Source organism: Pseudomonas sp. GW821-FHT01E10, from assembly GCF_059422365.1.
The window spans coordinates 402,837-423,493 of the sequence record NZ_JBWKWT010000003.1 but is presented as its reverse complement, the minus strand read 5'-3'; the positions used below and the strand labels follow the sequence as shown (position 1 = coordinate 423,493).

19 protein-coding genes are annotated in these 20,657 nt (G+C 60.0%); 8 read left to right on the top strand and 11 right to left on the bottom strand.

The genetic code is table 11. The features are described 5' to 3' along the window. Positions 1 to 8 precede the first annotated feature (8 nt). The 5 genes from AC07V0_RS08490 to AC07V0_RS08470 all read right to left on the bottom strand — a co-directional run bounded on the left by AC07V0_RS08490 (position 9) and on the right by AC07V0_RS08470 (position 4,364). Positions 9 to 1,166 (bottom strand): phospholipase D-like domain-containing protein, encoded by a 1,158-nt coding sequence (locus AC07V0_RS08490; protein WP_018926849.1) that lies wholly within the window; start codon positions 1,164 to 1,166, stop codon positions 9 to 11. A gap of 1 nt (position 1,167) precedes the next feature. Next, positions 1,168 to 1,758, bottom strand: coding sequence for a YceI family protein (locus AC07V0_RS08485; RefSeq protein WP_018926850.1), 591 nt, complete (start codon positions 1,756 to 1,758; stop codon positions 1,168 to 1,170). A gap of 232 nt (positions 1,759 to 1,990) precedes the next feature. Then, positions 1,991 to 2,320, bottom strand: a complete 330-nt coding sequence (locus AC07V0_RS08480; RefSeq protein ID WP_064619846.1) for a hypothetical protein — start codon at positions 2,318 to 2,320, stop codon at positions 1,991 to 1,993. Beyond that, complete coding sequence (locus AC07V0_RS08475) at positions 2,317 to 3,411, bottom strand: serine hydrolase domain-containing protein (protein ID WP_086944805.1); 1,095 nt, start codon at positions 3,409 to 3,411, stop codon at positions 2,317 to 2,319. The genes AC07V0_RS08480 and AC07V0_RS08475 overlap by 4 nt, the downstream gene beginning before the upstream one ends. Positions 3,412 to 3,476: 65 nt before the next feature. Further along, a complete protein-coding gene (locus tag AC07V0_RS08470; protein ID WP_086944804.1) occupies positions 3,477 to 4,364 on the bottom strand; it encodes an acyl-CoA dehydrogenase middle domain-containing protein in 888 nt (295 codons plus the stop codon). Between the two features lie 154 nt (positions 4,365 to 4,518). Between AC07V0_RS08470 and olsB the strand changes: the two genes are divergently transcribed. After that, positions 4,519 to 5,274 carry an L-ornithine N(alpha)-acyltransferase gene (gene olsB / locus AC07V0_RS08465; RefSeq protein ID WP_019580897.1) on the top strand — a complete coding sequence of 252 codons (756 nt, stop codon included), beginning with the start codon at positions 4,519 to 4,521 and terminating at the stop codon, positions 5,272 to 5,274. Continuing rightward, a complete protein-coding gene (locus tag AC07V0_RS08460; protein ID WP_086944803.1) occupies positions 5,274 to 6,065 on the top strand; it encodes a lysophospholipid acyltransferase family protein in 792 nt (263 codons plus the stop codon). The genes olsB and AC07V0_RS08460 overlap by 1 nt, the downstream gene beginning before the upstream one ends. A gap of 45 nt (positions 6,066 to 6,110) precedes the next feature. Here AC07V0_RS08460 and AC07V0_RS08455 read toward each other — a convergent pair whose 3' ends face one another. Then, a complete protein-coding gene (locus tag AC07V0_RS08455) occupies positions 6,111 to 6,689 on the bottom strand; it encodes an acyl carrier protein phosphodiesterase (RefSeq protein WP_086944802.1) in 579 nt (192 codons plus the stop codon). Between the two features lie 155 nt (positions 6,690 to 6,844). Here AC07V0_RS08455 and AC07V0_RS08450 point away from each other — a divergent pair, with 155 nt between their 5' ends. The 3 genes from AC07V0_RS08450 to AC07V0_RS08440 are packed head-to-tail and all read left to right on the top strand — an operon-like array spanning position 6,845 to position 9,425. Next, complete coding sequence (locus AC07V0_RS08450; RefSeq protein ID WP_086944801.1) at positions 6,845 to 7,153, top strand: ArsR/SmtB family transcription factor; 309 nt, start codon at positions 6,845 to 6,847, stop codon at positions 7,151 to 7,153. Positions 7,154 to 7,187: 34 nt separating this feature from the next. Further along, on the top strand, positions 7,188 to 8,354 hold the full coding sequence (locus AC07V0_RS08445) for an MFS transporter (RefSeq protein WP_086944800.1): 1,167 nt from the start codon (positions 7,188 to 7,190) through the stop codon (positions 8,352 to 8,354). Between the two features lie 21 nt (positions 8,355 to 8,375). Beyond that, a complete protein-coding gene (locus AC07V0_RS08440; RefSeq protein ID WP_086944799.1) occupies positions 8,376 to 9,425 on the top strand; it encodes an alkene reductase in 1,050 nt (349 codons plus the stop codon). Between the two features lie 300 nt (positions 9,426 to 9,725). Here the strand turns inward: AC07V0_RS08440 and emhR are convergent, their stop codons facing one another. Beyond that, complete coding sequence (gene emhR / locus AC07V0_RS08435) at positions 9,726 to 10,358, bottom strand: efflux system transcriptional repressor EmhR (protein WP_064619872.1); 633 nt, start codon at positions 10,356 to 10,358, stop codon at positions 9,726 to 9,728. Positions 10,359 to 10,622: 264 nt separating this feature from the next. Here emhR and AC07V0_RS08430 point away from each other — a divergent pair, with 264 nt between their 5' ends. The 3 genes from AC07V0_RS08430 to emhC are packed head-to-tail and all read left to right on the top strand — an operon-like array spanning position 10,623 to position 16,405. Next, positions 10,623 to 11,780, top strand: a complete 1,158-nt coding sequence (locus AC07V0_RS08430; protein WP_018926861.1) for an efflux RND transporter periplasmic adaptor subunit — start codon at positions 10,623 to 10,625, stop codon at positions 11,778 to 11,780. A gap of 3 nt (positions 11,781 to 11,783) precedes the next feature. Beyond that, complete coding sequence (gene emhB / locus AC07V0_RS08425; RefSeq protein WP_018926862.1) at positions 11,784 to 14,945, top strand: efflux RND transporter permease subunit EmhB; 3,162 nt, start codon at positions 11,784 to 11,786, stop codon at positions 14,943 to 14,945. Further along, positions 14,945 to 16,405, top strand: a complete 1,461-nt coding sequence (emhC, locus tag AC07V0_RS08420) for an efflux RND transporter outer membrane subunit EmhC (protein ID WP_019580905.1) — start codon at positions 14,945 to 14,947, stop codon at positions 16,403 to 16,405. The genes emhB and emhC overlap by 1 nt, the downstream gene beginning before the upstream one ends. Positions 16,406 to 16,477: 72 nt before the next feature. Here emhC and AC07V0_RS08415 read toward each other — a convergent pair whose 3' ends face one another. From AC07V0_RS08415 to AC07V0_RS08400, 4 genes are all read right to left on the bottom strand, one after another. Further along, a complete protein-coding gene (locus AC07V0_RS08415; RefSeq protein ID WP_086944798.1) occupies positions 16,478 to 18,448 on the bottom strand; it encodes a multinuclear nonheme iron-dependent oxidase in 1,971 nt (656 codons plus the stop codon). A gap of 16 nt (positions 18,449 to 18,464) precedes the next feature. Then, positions 18,465 to 19,625, bottom strand: a complete 1,161-nt coding sequence (locus tag AC07V0_RS08410; protein ID WP_019580907.1) for an aKG-HExxH-type peptide beta-hydroxylase — start codon at positions 19,623 to 19,625, stop codon at positions 18,465 to 18,467. 14 nt (positions 19,626 to 19,639) lie between these two features. Next, a complete protein-coding gene (locus AC07V0_RS08405; protein WP_026286480.1) occupies positions 19,640 to 20,116 on the bottom strand; it encodes a GNAT family N-acetyltransferase in 477 nt (158 codons plus the stop codon). Positions 20,117 to 20,227: 111 nt separating this feature from the next. Continuing rightward, positions 20,228 to 20,491, bottom strand: a complete 264-nt coding sequence (locus AC07V0_RS08400; protein ID WP_018926867.1) for an Os1348 family RiPP precursor — start codon at positions 20,489 to 20,491, stop codon at positions 20,228 to 20,230. Between the last annotated feature and the right edge of the window lie 166 nt (positions 20,492 to 20,657).

Here is a 20,657-nt window from a genome sequence, read left to right as displayed (position 1 = left end):
TAAAAAACCTACCCCCGCCGATCCAGCAGATTCACCACCACCCGATCCACCCATCCCCAAACCCTCTGCTTGACCCGCCGCCACAACGGTCGGCGCTTCCACGCCTCGAGACTGACTTCCTGGCTCAAGGCAAAGTCATTCTCGAAACTCGCCGCCACCGCTCGGGTCAGCCCTGGGTCCAGGGCTTCGAGGTTGGCCTCCAGATTGAAGCGCAGATTCCAGTGATCGAAATTACATGAGCCGATGCTCACCCAATCGTCGATCAACACCATTTTCAGGTGCAGGAAGCACGGCTGGTATTCGAAGATCTTCACCCCGGCCCTGAGCAATCGCGGGTAGTAGCGATGCCCGGCGTAGCGCACCGACGGGTGATCGGTACGCGGCCCGGTCAGCAGCAGACGCACATCGACGCCGCGATTCGCCGCCCGGCGCAGCGAGCGGCGGACTTTCCAGGTTGGCAGGAAATAGGGCGTGGCCAGCCAGATTCGCTGCTTGCCGCTGTTCAGCGCGCGAATCAGCGATTGCAGAATGTCCCGGTGCTGGCGGGCGTCGGCATAAGCGACCCGGCCCATGCCCTCGCCCATCACCGGCACTCGCGGCAGGCGCGGTAGACCGAAGTGTGAAACGGGTTTCCAGGCACGCCGATAGCGGTTGGCGATCCATTGGCGGTCGAACAGCAATTGCCAGTCGATGACCAGGGGACCGGTGATTTCCACCATCACTTCGTGCCATTCGCAGGTGTCTTCGCCCGGCGACCAGAACTCATCGGTGACCCCGGTGCCACCAACGACCGCCAGGGATTGATCCACCAGCAGCAACTTGCGGTGATCGCGATAGAAGTTGCCCACCCAGCGTCGCCAGCTCAGCCGATTGTAAAAACGCAACTCGACCCCGGCGGCCATCAGGCGCTGACGCAAAGTCAGGGTGAAGGCCAGGCTGCCATAGTCATCGAACAGACAGCGTACCCGCACGCCACGCTCGGCCGCCTGGACCAGCGCCTGAACCATCGCCTCGGCGCAGGCCCCTGCCTCCACCAGGTACAGCTCCAGCTCGACTTGTTCTTCGGCGCGGGCAATCGCCACCAGCATGCGCGGGAAAAACTGCGGGCCGTCGATCAGCAGTTCGAAGCGATTGCCTTCGCGCCATGGAAAAATTGCACCACGCATTTCAGCGCGCCGTGAAAATCAGCACCGCACCCACCGGTACCGACAGACTGATGGCCGACAAACCGGCGAGCTTGCGCAAGCTTTCCAGGCCTGGGGCCAGGTCGAAATCTTCGGCGCTGATCACCAAAGGCTCGAGGGTCACTACTTGAAAGCGCCGGTCATCGAGACGGGTCGCCAGCAGTTCGGCGTTGTATTGGTGTTGCTTGCCATGCAGGTCGACGGTCACCGGCAAGCGCAATTCCAGTTGCGCACCGGGCGCCAGGTCGTTGATTGGCCGCAAATCGATCTGCGTGGTGATCAGCGCTTCGGGAAACGTCTGGATCTGGAACAGTTCCTTGCGCATGCGTTCGTCACGCAGCGGAATACCACTATTAACCGACTCCAGCTCGACTTCCACCTCGGCCAGCCCCTTGGGGTCGACCTTGCCATGCAGCACCAGAAAGCGCTGCACTTCGGAGATGTTGGCGTTTTTGGTGCTGACAAACGACAGCCGCGAGGACTCGCCGTCCAGATACCAATTGGCCTGGGCCGACACGGTGACACCGGCCAGCAGCAGGGAAGCGAGGGTTTTGTAGATGAACCGCTTGAACATAGAAACTCGGGGGCAGATAAACCTGAGCGAACCTTAACTGGCTTGAGGCAGGTTGCAAACTTTCTGTGACTTCGCCCCAATCTTTGTGGCGAGGGAGCTTGCTCCCGCTGGAGTGCGAAGCGCTCCCGAAATCAGACAATGAGTTCCTCCAATCAGATCTCCGCCGCTGGCATTACGACTGCTTCGCAGCCGAGCGGGAGCAAGCTCCCTCGCCACAACGAGTACGACCACGTCAGGGTTGCAGGCGGCAGCCCTGGCGCTCGCCGATCCACTGTGCGCTGTTGCTGCGCCCCAATCCGCCGACCGTCACCCGCTTGCTCGCGGCATCATCGACGAAACCGCTGGTGGGTAAATACTGCTTCACATAACCCTGGCAATACGCCGCCGGATTGTTCATCACATACCGGCACGAGCAGTATTCCTTGGCGGTGTAAGCACTGATGATGTCGGGAAAAGCCCACAGCGCCACGCGTTCCTGCCAGACCCAGCCGAGCACGGCGATCAGCAGCACCAGCAACAGCGTGCTGAACGGCCGACGGCGAATGAAACTGCGACGGCTCATGGCTGCACCTTCATGGCAAACGCCTTGAGCGCGAGTTTGAGCAGTTCGTTATGCCGGTAACTTCCATCGCGATCATCGCCGTAGCGGACGATCACCAGCTTTTCGCTGGGAATCACATACATCGCCTGGCCCCAATGGCCCAGCGCGGCGAAGGTGTCGACGGGCGCATCGGGCCAGGGTTGTGCCGCACCATCCACCGCTCGATTGAGCCACCAATGCCCGCCGGGCACCGCTTCATCCTGGTTGGCTCGGTAGTGGGCGAACGGCTCACGGCTGAAGTCGACCCACGCCTTGGGCAGCAGCTGCCGCTCGCGCCAGCGACCGTCGCGCGCCATCAACAGGCCGACCCGTGCCAGGTCCCGGGCGGTGAGGTAGGCATAGGACGAGGCGACAAATGTCCCCGTGGCATCCACTTCCCAAACCGCGCCGTGAATGCCCAAGGGTTCTAACAATGCGGTCCACGGATAATCCGGATATCGGGCCGGGCCAACAATGGCTTTCAACGCGGCGGAAAGCAGATTGCTGTCGCCGCTGGAGTAGCGGAAGGCCTGACCGGGCCTGGCGTACGCGTCGTGGTCGGCGGTAAACGCAGCCATGTCGCGATGACCTCGGGTGTAGAGCATCGCCACCACCGAGGATTTCAACGGTGCGTACTCATAGTCTTCCTGCCAATCCAGGCCCGAGGCCCAGTGCAGCAAGTCGGCCATGGTCATGGCGGTGTGTTTTTCCAGCGCTGGATAGAACTGCACCACCGGGTCCTGCAATTTGAACAGACCTTCGCCATAGGCCACGCCGAGCACCGTGGCCAACAGGCTTTTGCTGATCGACCAGGTCAGGTGCGGGGTGTCGGCACGGGTCGGGCCGGCGTAGCGCTCGTAGACGAGTTGGCCGTCATGGATCACCAGCAAGGCATCGGTGCGGATGCCCTTGCGGGTGGTGTCGTTGCGGAGTGGGAAAGCGTAGTTTTCCAGGGCTTGAACGGCCGGACCGGTGACTGTCGGGCCGGGCAACCATTGCTCGGCCGGCCAGTTTTCGGCCTGGGCCGTGAAGCTGAACAGCAGGATGGAAATCAGCGACAAGCCTTTGAACATGGAGGACGCTCGGAGGATGAACCTGCTGAGCCTAGTCGAGGTTGATGACAGTTTTGGGAGGCCCGTCACCCTAACGAAGATCCCGCCAACGCCTTGGCCAACCGCTTGCCCCGCGCCCCTGCCGCCAGATCCATCACGGCCTGATCGCGCTGCCACATCGCCGCCCACTGCGGCGGGCCGTCGGTCATGGCCTGATTCACTTCAGCCTTGAGCCCGTCGAATTGCGCAAACAACCCACCCAGCAACACATGCCCGGCCGGATTGTTCGGCGCCTGGCGGCTGACTTCCGCGCACCCGGCCAGCAGCGCCAGCAAACGCAGTTGCAAGGTGTGCGGCCAGTCGTTGTCCTGGCCAATGCCGAACAGCCACGCGGTCATCGCACTCAGCACATAAATGTCTTCCAGGGTGCGGAACGGTTTGACGTAAGCATCCCAGCCGTCCCCCGCCAACAATTCGCACAGCGCGTTGTCGAGAAACAGCCGACCGTGGCTGATCTCGGGCATCAACGGCAACGGCGCGAGTTTCTCCAGACGCACGCCCGGTTCGCCGGGGTAAACCACCGCCAGACTCAGGCGCGGATCGCTGCCTGGCTCTTCGCTGCGAGCGGCGACCAGCAGCCAGTCGGCGGCATCGCCGGCGGTGACGAAATCCTTGCGTCCGCTCAGACGCAGATCCCGCAGCCGGGTCTGCATGTCCGCCACCCGCAAGCTGCGTTGCTCGGTCGCGCACAACGCACCGAGGCTCAGCGGCGCGCTCGGCCAGAGCATCCGCAGCGCCGCTTGATACCCCACCAGAAACGCCAACCCCGGAGTCGCCATCAGCCGTCCGCCGTTCACCGCCAATTCAAACGGGGTGACCGTGCCCAAGCGGTGCAACAAGGTCGCGAAGCCTTCGCCAAGATCGGGGTCGGCGGGCAGGCGATCGCTGCGGTTCAACAGGGTTTGCCAGGGCATAAGAGGCTCCTTGTGGGCTGTCATATAAGCATCACCAAAGCTTCATGGCGATGACACCGGGGCTACATAGCCTGACTTTGCACAACACGGCTGCATAAAGAAAGTCGATCGGCTGCAACCCAAGACGGGTGGCCAGCCCGTACGGAGATTCGCAATGACTCAGATCGCCCGCATCAGCGACACCGGCAATGAACGCCGCCTGCAAGCCGAACGCCTGGTGGGCGCCGAGGCACTGCAGGAAGCCCAGGCCTTGCGCTTCAACGTGTTCAGCGGCGAATTCAACGCCAGGCTGAAAGGCGCGGAATTGGGTCTGGACATGGATGACTATGATGTTCACTGCGCCCACATCGGCGTACGTGACTTGAACACCGGGCGCCTGGTGGCGACCACTCGTTTGCTCGACCACACGGCCGCCAGCAGCCTGGGCAAGTTCTACAGCGAAGAAGAATTCAGCCTGCATGGCCTGGTTCATCTGAAAGGCCCGATCCTGGAAATCGGTCGCACCTGCGTCGACCCGGCCTACCGCAACGGCGGCACCATCGCCGTGCTCTGGGGTGAACTGGCCGAAGTGCTGAACCAGGGCGGCTACAGCTATCTGATGGGTTGCGCGAGCATTCCGATGCAGGACGGCGGCATCCAGGCCCACGCGATCATGCAACGCCTGCGCGAACGTTACCTGTGCACCGAACACCTGCGGGCCGAGCCGAAGAAGCCATTGCCGACGCTGGACATTCCATCGAACGTCATCGCCGAAATGCCGCCGCTGCTCAAGGCCTACATGCGCCTGGGCGCAAAAATCTGCGGCGAGCCGTGCTGGGACGAAGACTTCCAGGTGGCCGACGTGTTCATCCTGCTCAAGCGCGACGAGCTCTGCCCGCGTTACGCCAAGCACTTCAAGGCGGCTGTGTAATGAGCCGCTTGCGGGTGTACGCGCGAATTGCGCGAGTGCTGATGGTGGTGGCGCTGGGCTTGACCATGGCCAGTGTGTTCGGCGCGTTCGAACGACTGGGGATTGCCCATTCGATGGTCCGTCGCCAGCGCTGGTCGCGGTTTTTCATGGCGCGGCTGAGCAATGCCCTGCCCTTTCATGTCACCGTCCATGGTCAATTGCCGAAGGCGCCGATGCTCTGGGTCAGCAACCATGTGTCCTGGACCGACATTCCGCTGCTGGGCATGCTCACGCCGCTGTCGTTCCTGTCCAAGGCTGAAGTGCGCACCTGGCCGGTGGCGGGCTGGTTGGCGGCCAAGGCTGGCAGCCTGTTCATTCGCCGTGGTTCAGGCGACAGTCAGTTAATCCGCAAACAGATGACTCGCCATCTGGAACAGGAACACCCGCTGCTGATGTTCCCGGAAGGCACCACCACCGATGGGCGTTCGCTGCGCACGTTTCATGGTCGTTTGCTGTCAGCGGCGATCGATTCCGAAGTGGCGCTGCAACCGGTGGCGATTCGTTATCTGCGCAACGGCGAGCTGGATACCCTGGCACCGTTCATTGGCGATGATGATTTGCTGTCACACCTGATGCGCTTGTTCGCCAATGATCGGGGTGAGGTGGAGATTCACCTGCTCAAGCCGATCGCTTGCGAAGGTCGCGAGCGTGCGGCACTGGCGTTCGAAGCGCAACAGGCGGTGCAGAAGGCGTTGTTTGGGGCGATTCCGGAACCCCGGCAAGTCCCGATTCGCCCCGCCATCGCCGCTTAAACACACTTTTCTGTGGGAGCGGGCTTGCTCTCTCCCACAGTGGTTTTATGTCGCCGGCTGACTCTGCACAAAATCCTGAAGCTGCGGATAGAACAACCGAAAATCCTCGCTCAACGGTTCATACAACCGCCGCAACTCCTGCATTGCCGCGGCCAGTTCCTCGGGCCGCGTCAGCCTGCGTGAAATCCCCCGCAGTACCTGCTCCAGCACTTCGAATTCCTGATAAGCCCCCAACCAGTCATTGGCCACCATGTGCGGCGCAATCTTCGCCAGGCGCTCCGGCAACTGCGGCTCGGCCAGCAGCACCCGGTAAACATCCGAGGTGAATTGCCCCAGCGGACGGTCGGCGTACAGCGCCCAGTCCCGCGCCAGGCAATGGTCGAAAAACACATCGAGCACGATCCCGGCGTAACGCCTGCGCGTGATGGAAAACCGTGACAACGAGACATCCACCAACGGATGACGGTCGGTGAAGACATCGATGCTGCGATGCAACTGGATGGCCGCTTCGATCTCCGGATCGAACTGCCCCTGCAGCCGTCCCTTGACGAAGTCGCCATACAGACTGCCGAGCATTTGACCGGGGCGTTGGCCACCGAGGTGCAGATGTGCGAGATAGTTCATGGACGCAGCTTAGCACTGCCTCACCAATATCGTTATAACCCGATATACCGATTTACGCAGTCATCAGACCGAAATCATATTGGTATATCGCGAAATACCGATTTAAAGTTCGCCCCATCGCGATATAACGTTTTACTCATCACGAGCCCCAAGCCATGAACCTCGACCTCGACCTCGACGAAATAATAAAAGCCCTGGCACATCCGGTACGGCGAGAAATCCTGCACTGGCTCAAAGACCCGGCCGTCGAATTTCCCGACCAGACCCACAGCAACGAGCACGGCGTCTGCGCCGGGCAGATCGATCAACGTTGCGGTTTGTCGCAGTCCACGGTGTCCGCACACCTGGCGACCCTGCAACGCGCCGGCCTGATCAGCAGCCGCAAAGTCGGCCAGTGGCATTTTTTCAAACGCAACGAGGAAACCATCCAGGAGTTCCTTCGCACCTTCAGCAAAGAGCTCTGACCCTTTACGTCAGTACGCCGATAAGGAATCAACCATGCCCCTCTCGCTACTCATTCTGGCCTTGAGCGCCTTCGCCATCGGCACCACCGAGTTCGTCATCATGGGCTTGCTGCCCGATGTGGCGGCGGACCTCGGCGTGTCGATCCCCGGCGCCGGCTGGCTCGTGACCGGTTACGCCCTGGGCGTGGCCATCGGCGCGCCGTTCATGGCACTGGCCACCGCCAGGCTGCCGCGCAAGGCCGCGCTGGTAGCGTTGATGGGGATTTTCATCATCGGCAACCTGCTCTGCGCCCTGGCCAGTGACTACAACGTCCTGATGTTTGCCCGTGTGGTCACCGCCTTGTGCCATGGCGCGTTCTTCGGCATCGGTTCGGTGGTGGCGGCAGGCCTGGTGCCGGCCAACAAACGTGCGTCGGCCGTGGCCCTGATGTTCACCGGCCTGACCCTGGCCAACGTCCTCGGCGTACCGCTGGGCACCGCGCTCGGCCAGGAAGCCGGCTGGCGTTCGACCTTCTGGGCAGTGACCGTGATCGGTATGGTTGCGCTGATCGGCCTGATCCGCTTCCTGCCGGCCAAGCGCGATGAAGAGAAACTCGACATGCGCGCCGAACTGCGCGCCCTCAAGGGGGCCGGTATCTGGTTATCCCTGAGCATGACCGCCTTGTTCGCCGCGTCGGTCTTCACCTTGTTCACCTATGTCGCGCCGCTGTTGGGCGAAGTCACTGGTGTTTCCCCGCGTGGCGTGACCTGGACCCTGGTGCTCATCGGCCTGGGCCTGACAGTCGGCAACATCATCGGCGGCAAGCTGGCTGACAAAGGCATGGCGGCGACGCTGATCGGTGTGTTCATCACCATGGCGGTGGTCTCCACCGTGCTGACCTGGACCAGCGTGGCCCTGATCCCGACCGAAATCACCCTGTTCCTCTGGGCCACCGCATGCTTTGCCGCCGTCCCCGCCCTGCAAGTCAACGTGGTGACCTTCGGCAAAGCTGCACCGAACCTGGTGTCGACCCTGAACATCGGCGCCTTCAACGTCGGCAACGCACTCGGTGCCTGGGTCGGCGGCAGCGTCATCGCCCATGGTTTCGGCCTGACCCGCGTGCCACTGGCCGCCGCCGCACTGGCAGTACTCGCCCTGCTGGTGACCCTGATTACTTTCCGTCAGAGCGGCGATGCCGAGCTGGCCCCCGCTACCCATTAATCGCTAAAAGAGAGCTATTAAATGACGACTATTTTCGATCCGATCAAACTGGGCGACCTCGAGTTGGCCAACCGCATCATCATGGCACCGTTGACCCGCTGCCGCGCCGACGAAGGCCGTGTGCCGAACGCGCTGATGGCCGAGTATTACGTGCAGCGCGCCTCTGCCGGCCTGATCCTCAGCGAGGCCACGTCGGTCACGCCGATGGGCGTCGGTTACCCGGACACTCCCGGCATCTGGTCCAACGACCAGGTGCGCGGCTGGAGCAATGTGACCAAAGCGATCCACGGCGCGGGCGGCAAAATCTTCCTGCAACTGTGGCACGTGGGTCGGATTTCCCATCCTTCGTACCTGAACGGCGAAGCACCGGTCGCACCGAGTGCCATCCAGCCTAAAGGCCATGTCAGCCTGGTTCGTCCATTGGCCGACTACCCAACTCCGCGCGCCCTGGAAACCGCTGAAATCGCCGACATCGTCGACGCTTACCGCGTGGGGGCCGAGAATGCCAAGGCCGCCGGTTTCGACGGCGTGGAAATCCACGGTGCCAACGGTTACCTGCTCGACCAGTTCCTGCAAAGCAGCACCAACCAGCGCACCGACAACTACGGTGGCTCCCTGGAAAACCGTGCGCGCCTGTTGCTGGAAGTGACTGACGCCGTGATCGAAGTCTGGGGCGCTGGCCGCGTCGGCATGCACCTGGCACCGCGCGCCGACTCCCATGACATGGGCGACGACAACCTGTCCGAGACCTTCACCTACGTCGCTCGCGAACTGGGAAAACGCGGCATCGCGTTCATCTGCTCGCGCGAAAAAGAAGGCGCCGACAGCCTCGGCCCGCAATTGAAAGAAGCCTTCGGCGGCCCGTACATCGCCAACGAACGCTTCACCAAGGACAGCGCCAACGAGTGGCTGGCCAGCGGCAAGGCCGACGCGGTGGCGTTTGGTGTGCCGTTCATCGCCAACCCGGACCTGCCAGCGCGCTTGAAGGCCGATGCACCGCTGAACGAGCCGCGTCCGGAACTGTTCTACGGCAAGGGCCCGGTCGGTTATATCGACTATCCGACGCTGTAAGCCTCGACCGTTGAAATGCAAAAGCCCCGACTCGAAAGAGCCGGGGCTTTTGCGTATGGAAGATCAAAGGTCACTGAGGCAAATGCGATGCCTTTGGTCGGCTATTCGGCGCCCTTGTAGCCGGGGCGTTCACACTCATTCACATACTCGACACAAAATCCCTACAAAATACGTAGCTCGCTACCTATCAACCTGGCGAACGTACGTATATAAAAGCATCCCATTGCAAAAAGGCGCGCGAAGCAGGGACATTCCCCGCGTCATGCCTTGACAAAAACGGATCCAATTACGCATTTTGTTTCAATTGCGCAGGCTGGGACTCAAGCGCAGCATATCCAAACCTGTGTCGACCCAACGCTCGGCTTCGATGTGCAGTTGAAAACTGTCGGGAGCCAACAGCCACTGATACAGGATGCCATCGATGTAGGCATGCAAGCTGATGGCCGCGCGGGCAGCGTCGAGGTTTTCCGGTAACTGCCCGCGATTCACCGCATTACTCAGGGCCAGCGCGATTCGCACATTGCAATCGAGGCTGACCGTTCGGCGCTGCTGGCGCAGGTCGCACATTTCATCGGTGAATTCGCACTTATGAAACAGAATCTCGTTGATGCGTCGGGTTTTCGGGTCCATGGCAACTTGATGAAACAAATGAATCAGCAGTTTGCGCATGCAGCCCAGCGGGTCGAGTTCGTCTTGGCTTTCACTGGCCTTGGCCATTTCATTCAGCGGCTCGTGCAGGGTATCGAGCATCGCCTGCAGCAGATCCGCCTTGTTACTGAAATGCCAGTAGATAGCCCCGCGAGTCACCCCGGCCAGGGTAGCGATATCCGCCAGCGTCGTGCGTGCCACGCCCCGCTCGAAAAAGGCTTTTTCTGCCGCTTCGAGTATCTGGCTTCGGGTTTCTTGAGCTTCCTCTTTGGTGCGACGGACCATGGCAGTAAAACCTCAATCAGGGTGCCTCAGCGATGTCTGAGCATCCGCTGAATAGAAGTGAGGCGAGCGCTTTCGGGCTTCGTCTCAGGCCTACAATTCAAATCTTTGGACGGCTTTTGTAACGGTGTGGGTACGCCGCCAAGGTATTTACAAACAAGCATGAATGTAAGTATATTCCTTAGCAAGCTACTTATCCACCCGGTAAAATTTTTTAACCTTCCACCTTTCTTGTGCGCAACTTGCGCGCCTGACCCGAGGATCTTCATGCAATTCAAGCCAGCTGTTACCGCTCTGGTTACTGCCCTCGCCCTGGCATCGCTGCTCAGTGGATGTAAAAAGGAAGAGGCGGCACCTGCCGCACCCACCCCTCAGGTCGGCGTCGTAACCCTGCAACCACAAGCCTTCACCCTGACGTCCGAACTTCCAGGGCGCACCAGTGCGTTCCGTATTGCCGAAGTTCGCCCACAGGTCAACGGCATCATTCTCAAACGACTGTTCAAGGAAGGCGGCGACGTCAAGGCCGGTCAGCAGCTGTATCAGATCGACCCGTCGGTCTATGACGCGACCCTGAAAAGCGCCGAAGCCAACCTGCGTTCGACCAAGTCGATCTCCGATCGCTACAAGCAACTGGTCGACGAACAGGCCGTCAGCCGTCAGGAATACGACACGGCACTGGCCAACCGCCTGCAATCGGAAGCCTCCCTGCAGACCGCCCAGATCAACGTGCGCTACACCAAGGTCTACGCACCGATCTCCGGTCGAATCGGCCGTTCGTCGGTGACGGAAGGCGCGCTGGTCAGCAGCGGCCAGAGCGACGCCATGGCGGTCATCCAACAACTGGACCCGATCTATGTCGACGTGACCCAGTCCTCGGTGGAGCTGCTTGAGCTGCGCCGCGAACTGGAAAGCGGTCGTCTGCAAAAGGCGGGCGACAATGCCGCCGCGGTCAAGCTGACCCTGGAAGACGGCAGCCAGTACGCCGTGGACGGCAAGCTCGAGTTCTCTGAAGTCTCGGTAGACCAGACCACTGGTTCCGTGACTCTGCGCGCGGTGTTCCCGAACCCTGATCACACCCTGCTGCCGGGCATGTTCGTTCACGCTCAGTTGCAATCCGGCGTGAACAGCGCGGCGATTCTGGCGCCGCAACAAGGCGTGACCCGCGACCTCAAAGGCACCCCGACCGCGCTGGTCGTGGGTCCGGACAACAAGGTCGAACTGCGTCAGCTCAAGGCCAGCCGTACTGTCGGCAACCAATGGTTGATTGAAGACGGCTTGAAGGCAGGCGATCGCCTGATCACTGAAGGGCTGCAATTCGTCAGACCTGGTGTTGAAGTCAAGGCCACTGAAGCCACCAACGTCAACGCCAAGAGCCCGGTCCCCGCACAGGCAGCCAAAGTCGCTGTCGGCGGCAAAGGGGAGTAAACCATGTCGAAATTTTTTATCGACCGTCCGATTTTCGCCTGGGTAATTGCCCTGGTGATCATGCTGGTCGGGGCTTTATCGATCCTCAAGCTGCCGATCAACCAATACCCGAGCATTGCGCCTCCGGCCATTGCGATCTCCGTGACTTACCCCGGCGCCTCTGCACAAACCGTGCAGGACACCGTGGTGCAGGTGATCGAGCAACAGCTCAACGGTATCGACAATCTGCGTTATGTCTCGTCGGAAAGTAACTCCGACGGCAGCATGACCATCACCGCGACCTTCGAGCAGGGCACCAGCTCCGATACCGCGCAGGTTCAGGTCCAGAACAAACTGAACCTGGCCACCCCGCTGCTGCCGCAAGAAGTGCAGCAGCAGGGTATCCGCGTGACCAAGTCGGTGAAAAACTTCCTGATGGTCATCGGTGTGGTGTCGCGTGACGGCAGCATGACCAAGGACGACCTGTCCAACTACATCGTGTCGAACATGCAGGACCCGATCTCGCGGACCGCCGGTGTCGGTGACTTCCAGGTCTTCGGTGCCCAGTACGCGATGCGGATCTGGCTCGACCCGGCCAAGTTGAACAACTTCAACCTGACCCCGGTGGACGTGAAAACCGCCATCGCGGCGCAGAACGTCCAGATCTCGTCCGGTCAACTCGGCGGCTTGCCCGCCCTGCCCGGCCAGCAACTGAACGCTACGATCATCGGCAAGACCCGCCTGCAGACTGCCGAGCAGTTCAAGGAAATCCTGCTCAAGGTCAACAAGGACGGCTCGCAGGTTCGCCTCAAAGACGTCGCCGAAGTAGGCCTGGGTGGCGAGAACTATAGCGTCAGCGCCCAGTTCAACGGCAGCCCGGCTTCCGGTCTGGCGGTGAAGCTGGCCAACGGTGCCAACGCCCTCGATACCGCCAAGGCCCTGCGCAAAACCATCGATGACCTGAAGCCGTTCTTCCCGCAAGGGATGGAAGTGGTGTTCCCGTACGACACCACCCCGGTGGTGACCGAGTCGATCAAAGGAGTGGTTGAAACCTTGGTCGAAGCGATCGTGCTGGTGTTCCTGGTGATGTTCCTGTTCCTGCAGAACTTCCGCGCCACCGTCATCACCACGATGACCGTGCCGGTGGTATTGCTGGGTACATTCGGGATCCTCGCGGCATTCGGCTTCAGCATCAACACCCTGACCATGTTTGGCATGGTGCTGGCCATCGGCTTGTTGGTGGACGATGCCATCGTCGTGGTGGAAAACGTCGAACGGGTCATGAGCGAAGAAGGCCTGTCACCCAAGGAGGCCACCAAGAAATCCATGGGGCAGATCCAGGGTGCGCTGGTCGGTATTGCTCTGGTGCTGTCCGCGGTACTGCTGCCGATGGCGTTCTTCAGTGGCTCCACCGGTGTGATCTACAAGCAGTTCTCGATCACCATCGTTTCGGCCATGGCGTTGTCGGTGCTGGTTGCATTGATCTTCACCCCGGCGCTTTGCGCCACCATGCTCAAGGCGATTCCGAAAGGCGAGCACGGCACGCCGAAACGCGGCTTCTTCGGCTGGTTCAACCGCAACTTCGACCGTGGCGTCAAAAGCTACGAGCGCGGCGTCGGCAACATGCTCGCTTACAAGGCTCCGTACCTGCTGGCGTACCTGATTATCGTGGTCGGCATGATCTGGCTGTTCACCCGCATTCCAACGGCGTTCCTGCCGGAAGAAGACCAGGGCGTACTGTTTGCCCAGGTGCAAACCCCGGCCGGTTCCAGCTCCCAGCGCACGCAAGTGGTCGTGGATGAAATGCGCGAGTTCCTGCTGCGTCCGAGCAAGGATGGCGGCGAAGGCGATGCAGTGGCCTCGGTGTTTACCGTGACCGGCTTCAACTTTGCCGGCCGTGGCCAGAGTTCGGGCATGGCGTTCATCATGCTCAAACCGTGGGACGAACGTAACGCCGACAACAGCGTGTTCAAACTGGCGGCCCGTGCCCAACAGCACTTCTTTACCTTCCGCGACGCCATGGTGTTTGCCTTTGCGCCACCAGCGGTACTGGAACTGGGTAACGCCACCGGTTTCGACGTATTCCTTCAGGACCGTGCCGGCATCGGTCACAACAAGCTGATGGAAGCCCGTAACCAGTTCCTCGGCATGGCGGCGCAAAGCAAGGTCCTGTCGCAAGTCCGTCCGAACGGCCTGAATGACGAGCCGCAGTACCAGCTGGAAATCGACGATGAGAAGGCCAGCGCCCTGGGCGTGACCCTCACCGACATCAACAACACCCTGTCGATTGCCCTGGGCAGTAGCTATGTGAACGACTTCATCGACCGCGGTCGTGTGAAGAAGGTTTACGTGCAAGGCCTGCCCGGCGCTCGCATGAGTCCTGAAGACCTGAAGAAGTGGTACGTGCGCAACAGCGCCGGCACCATGGTTCCGTTCTCGGCGTTCGCCAGGGGTGAATGGATCTACGGTTCACCGAAACTGGCCCGTTACAACGGCGTGGAAGCGATAGAAATCCTCGGTGCCCCGGCGCCCGGCTATTCCACCGGTGAGGCCATGGCCGAAGTCGAAGCCCTGGCCAAGAAACTGCCGGCCGGTGTCGGTATTTCCTGGACCGGTCTGTCGTACGAGGAACGTCTGTCCGGCTCGCAAGCACCAGCGCTGTACGCCTTGTCGCTGTTGATGGTGTTCCTGTGTCTGGCGGCGTTGTATGAAAGCTGGTCGATCCCGATCGCGGTCATGCTGGTCGTACCGCTGGGGATCATCGGTGCGCTGATGGCGACCAGCCTGCGCGGCCTGTCCAACGACGTGTACTTCCAGGTGGGGCTGTTGACCACCATCGGTCTGGCGGCGAAAAACGCCATTCTGATCGTCGAGTTCGCCAAGGAACTGCATGAGCAAGGGCGTAGCCTGCGCGATGCAGCGATCGAAGCCTGCCGGATGCGTCTGCGACCGATCATCATGACCTCGCTCGCATTCGTGCTCGGCGTGGTACCGCTGGCCATTTCCACGGGCGCCGGTTCGGGTAGCCAACATGCGATCGGTACCGGGGTGATTGGCGGTATGCTCACGGCCACGATCCTGGCGATCTTCTGGGTTCCGTTGTTCTTCGTCACCGTGTCGTCCATGGGCCAGCGCAAAGTTGCCGACCAGGATGACGCCATTGAAACTCCTCAAGAGGCTGGCTAATGAGCAAGTCGCTACTCTCCCTGGCAGTCACCGCTTTCGTGCTGAGTGGCTGCTCGCTGATACCCGATTATCAGCGGCCTGAAGCACCGGTGGCGGGCCAATACCCGCAAGGCCCGGCGTATTCGCCGGCCCAGGCGCCCAACCAGGCCGCCGCCGAACAGGGCTGGAAGCAGTTTTTCCACGACCCGGCGCTGCAGCAGGTGATTCAGACCGCGCTGGAGAACAACCGTGACCTGCGTGTCGCGGCGCTGAACATCGACGCTTATGCGGCTCAATACCGCATCCAGCGCGCCGACCTGTTCCCGGCGGTTTCGGCCACCGGCAGCGGCAGTCGTCAGCGGGTTCCGGCACGGGCCTCGCAAACCGGCGAAGCGAACATCAGCAGTTCCTACTCGGCCACCGTCGGCATCAGCGCCTATGAACTCGACCTGTTCGGTCGGGTGCGCAGCCTGAGCGAAGAGGCCCTGCAGAAGTACTTCGCCACTGAAGAAGCACGGCGCAGCACGCAGATCAGTCTGGTGGCCAGCGTGGCCAATGCCTATCTGACCTGGCAGGCCGACAAGGAACTGCTGAAACTGACCCAGGAAACCCTCGGTGCCTTCGAGGAGAGCTACAAGCTCACCTCGCGCAGCAACGAAGTGGGCGTAGCCTCGGCGCTGGATCTGGCCCAGTCACGTACCTCGGTGGAAAACGCCCGTGCGCAACAGGCCAAATACACCCGTCAGGTCGCCCAAGATGAAAACAGCCTGGTGTTGCTGCTCGGCACCGGCATCCCGGCCAATCTGCAAGCAGCCAAGCCACTGTCGGACGACCTGCTGAGCGACGTGCCGGCCGGCCTGCCGTCGGACTTGCTGCAACGTCGCCCGGACATCCTCCAGGCCGAATACAACCTCAAGGCCGCCAACGCCAACATCGGCGCGGCGCGGGCTGCATTCTTCCCGAGCATCAGCCTGACCGCCAATGCCGGCTCCCTGAGCCCGGACCTGTCCGGTCTGTTCAAGGGTGGTTCGGGCACCTGGTTGTTCCAGCCGCAAATCAACCTGCCGATCTTCAACGCCGGCAGCCTGCGTGCCAGCCTGGATTACTCCAAGATCCAGAAAGACATCAGCGTGGCGAACTACGAGAAGTCCATTCAAACGGCCTTCCAGGAAGTCGCCGATGGCCTGGCCGCACGCCAGACCTACACCGAGCAGTTGCAGGCTCAGCGTGATTTCGTCAGCGCCAACCAGGACTACTACCGTCTGGCCGAGCGTCGTTATCGCATCGGGGTCGACAGCAACCTGACCTTCCTCGACGCCCAGCGCCAGCTGTTCAGTGCCCAACAGGCGCTGATCACCGACCGCCTGGCGCAGCTGACCAGCGCGGTCAACCTGTACAAGGCGTTGGGCGGTGGCTGGAATGAACAGACGGCGAAGAACGAGCCGTTGAAAGAAGAAGCGCCGAAGATGAAGTTGTTCTGATAGCGCCGTAAACACGAAGCCCACCGTTTGGTGGGCTTTTTGTTGGTCGTGAAAAAAACCAGCCTGTTCGCTTCACCCTCCGACTCCATTGACCAGAAACACCGGCTCTTCCAGATAATCGAGCCCCAAGCGGTTTTCGAACATTTCGTCGCGTAACGCTGCGGTCGTGAAACTGCCCAGATCCAGCGCGGTGGCCAGCAGGGAAAAGGTCTGACTCAGATGCCCGGCATCCATCAGCGCCACCCGCAGTGCGCGGCTGAATTCGTATTTCCAGGCCATTCGCTCGACCCGCGCCGTGGAAACGAACACCGCTGCCGCATCCTTGATCCACGCCTGTCCACCACAAGCCTCGCTGATCCAGGCTCGCGGATCTTCCAGGGAAAGCAGCTCAAGCCCATGACGGCGTACCGAATAGTGGTAAAGCCCCCGCTCGAAACCCTGCACGTTCATCAGCACCGCATACACCTCGGTGCCCTGCAGCGAACCGCCGGCCGGCGAGGTTTTCTTCAGGAAATAGTCACCCATGCGGTTGTGCTGCACGACGGTCGCGCCCCAAGTGTAGTAGAGCAACAAAGACAGTTGTTCCGAACTCAACGGCTGATCACTGAAGGTTCGCGACGTACGGCGATTGCACAGCGAGTCCAGCAGCGTCGGCTGAGCAATCGCACAGGCAGGCAGCAGCGGGTTTTCCAGGGCGATGAACGGATGGGACCAGTAGTCCTTGAACGCCGACGGCTGAGGTTGCGCCGAGGCCTTTTGCTCCAGCTCCGTTTCCAGCTCGGCAACGCTGATGTAGGGCGTGTGCGAGCCGGTCCGGGTACTCAGGTAAAACTCCAGCGCTGCATCCCAACGGGTCCAAAGGTTGAGCGAATGCTTACCCTGGTTATACGTGACCGAACCCGATTGATTCACCACGGGCAGCAAAACACCATGGCTGACCAGTGTTCTCAGAAACGCCAGGTTGTCGTCCTGTGCAGGACTTTGCAAAACCCCCGGCAGCAACAAGGCACTTTCCAGCGTTTGCGGGCTCAGGAAATGGCGCAGTAACGGCAGCAACGTCACGTCAAACTCCAGGCTCAAGTCCTGCTGCCGGTCTCGGATAAAAAACGACGCCGAGCCAACGCTGAGCCAGGTGCTTTCCCTGAGTTTCAGCAGGGTCTGCGCGTCCTCCGACGGCGTCTGTTGATCACCCTGTTGATCAAGCTCCTGCCAGAACAGGGCCTTGGGCCTCAAGGACTTGATGGCCTTGATCAAGGTCAACAGTTCCGCGTCATCGGTTTTGCGCGAAATATCCCACTCCAGGGTGATCGCTTTCACCGGGGATGATCTGAACAGCTCACGCAAAATGTCCCAATCCCGCCGTGGATGGCTGGTGTGAATTTCAATCAACCGGTCCAGCGGCAACGAACGCAAATAGTCGTTCAGGTCGTAACCCTGGGTTCTGGCGGTCGTGATCGCGCTGTCAAGATCCAGCAAAAATCCCGAGCCGCTGCGCTCCACCACACTGGAAATGAACTCGCCTTCGGACTGCTCTTGTGCGCCCGACAATGAAAACAACCGCGGTGCGTTTTCCAGCACCAGCAGTGTGGCCGTGAGCTCGCGCAATTCGATGGCATTGGCCACCACCGTGTCAGCCACCTCTTGGGCCAGGGTCGGCAAAATGAAATGCTGCGTGTCGCCACCGTGGAAACGCGACCAGGAAATATGCTCGGCCAGCCACGGCGAGCGGGTTTTGTCGCACAGTCTCCGCGTCATGTTCAGAAATTCGCGATCCATCGCGATGCCCACGCTGCCCAGGGACAAACTGGACGAGTGCAGCAGGCTCGGTACTCGAGCGCTGACGTCAAGTAAACGAGGCTGCAGGATGCAGTGGGTCGGCTGAAACTCGACGTAATCGAAATGCGGCAAACCCTCAGCGAGAATTCGCTCGACAGTCGGGTCAAGTCCATCCTCCGACCGGTCATCCTGTGCCCTGCGCCGTGGCAAATGGTATTCCAGCCCTACTCCGGCCTCGGGATAGGACGAGGCATCAAACATCCCCATGTGAGCCTCCCCGGCTTCAGGCGGTCAGACCCAGCAAGCGTTGTTGCTCAGTATCAGTCCCCGATATCGCCAACAGCCCGGCATATTGGTTTTCCTGCGCTCTGACCTCTTTGGCGAGGTTTTCCAGAAGTTGACGTCCTTGTGGGGTGAATTCAGTGCTGGCCTCAAAGTCCGGCAATGCCTTGATCAAGCCTCGCAGAATGTACAGAAGACGGTTTTGCGCCCGTTGCAGCTCATCGGTCGAACGCGAACGAACCCGCCCCAGGTATTTGACCAACGCGATGTACACGTAAAACGCGTGGAAGTAGCCATAAAAGTCACGCTTCTGTCCCGACCACGGCAAGGTGTACAAAGGCTCCCGCGAGGTCTCTTCCTTAACGACCGGGCACGCCTCGACAATGTGATAGAGCAACTGATGGGTGGCCTCATGCACCAGGGACTCTTCCAGATCGAGTATCGAATCATCCCGGCTCGACAGCAGGATGATTCCGGTGAAACGGGACGCCGAACAGCTTCGAAATGAACCATCGGGTAAATAGAAAATCGACTTGACCAGTTTTTTGATTTGCTCACGGCAGGCGGGCCATGTGTGCTCTATGCGCAACAGGGCAATATTCACCACGTCGCAAAAAAACCGTACGGAGTAACCGCTACGCTCCAACTGTTTGCGGACGGCTTCATCCTCCGGAAACTCATAACTGGGCGGCATCACTATCGCTACCAGCGGATCGACATCAAACCGATGCACAGGGGGGCAATAATGATTCACGCGGGAACTGTCGGATGCTTTGACACGCACTAACATCTCTGGAAATTCAAACAGCATTTTTTCCAGCTCACTCCTGTCCTCGGTCTTTTTCGTGATGACCAGATTGGCATAATGAGCGGTCAGTACATTCCACACTTGAAACACCGGATCATTAATAATCAAGCGCTGTTCACGGGTCGGAGGGACGATAAGATTAAATGCCTGTTCAAAAAACTCTGCCAGATGTGGCGCGTTGGGAAACAACTGAAAAAGTTCGGTGTACAGCGCAACAAAGCTGGTGTATCGATTTCGACTGACACGCTCCAGCAAGACTTCAAATCGCGAAGGCTCCGAATCCGCAAGGAAGGTCGTGCCCTGAAATAAATCCTCGACCGAGAGCTCACGTTGACCACTGTTACCGATGTCCATTTCTCAACCTTCCCTTAGGTTGGCGGCAACGGCTTCGCCATTGTCAGACTGGCAATGCCATAACCCAGTTGTTCATAAAGACGACGCGCCGCATCGTTGCGACCAAAGACATGCAACCGCACTTCCTTGCATCCCGCCTGGCTCGCCCATGATTCCAGGGCCAGCAGCGATTGTTTTGCATAACCCTGGCGGCGCTCGCCGGGGTCAATGTAAATATCCAGAATGAAGGCGATCCGACCGGCGCCAGCGTGTCGTTCGGCAACCCATAATTCACCGATGCGCCGCGCTTGATCCTGGATTACCCAGAGTTGATTCTTTTCAGTCAATCGCCCTTGCGGCAACAATTGCTCGAAGACGCTTCGTGCCCTTTGCGACGCCTCCTCCTGGCCCCACTCGCCGGCGGCGACCATCCCGTCGCCATATTCAGCAAGGGCTCTGTCGGCGAACGTAGCAAAGTCCGCGTCATTCATTGGAGCCAAGGTGACAGACATGCGTCATTCACTCCGTGCCCGAGTGCTTCAGGTCATGGGTCTGATAAGGCCATTCGGCGTACCACCGTAAAAGCCCACCTTTCGTGGCACGCCAAATGGCATCACCCACCGTTAATCCATGCGCGCTTGTTGCTGCTGGTTCTGTGTATCGAATACCGCGCGTATCCCCAGGTTGCTCCGAATGCTGGAGGAAGCTGCCGTCAGTTTTGCAGCATCAATACCTTTAACCGCCGCGATCTCGTCAGTACTTAAGTGCACGCCAATATTTTTAGCCGCCCCTGCCGGATCACTGTGTAAGGCGTTGGCAAATTTTTCGTCCAGCACGGCCCGTCCCAGAACCGAGGCCAAACGTTCCTGATTGACTTTATTACCCATGGTACTTCTCCTTGTTATTTCGGCATGACGAAAAACATCCCCTGACGAAGCAAGAGAGTTTCTTTTGCCCGCCTGAGGAATTTGAATATAGCAAGGCCTCTTTTCTTTTCCAGCCAAGCCCATGGTTCTCTTTAAATCTTTTTACGATAACCGACAACACCAGTTC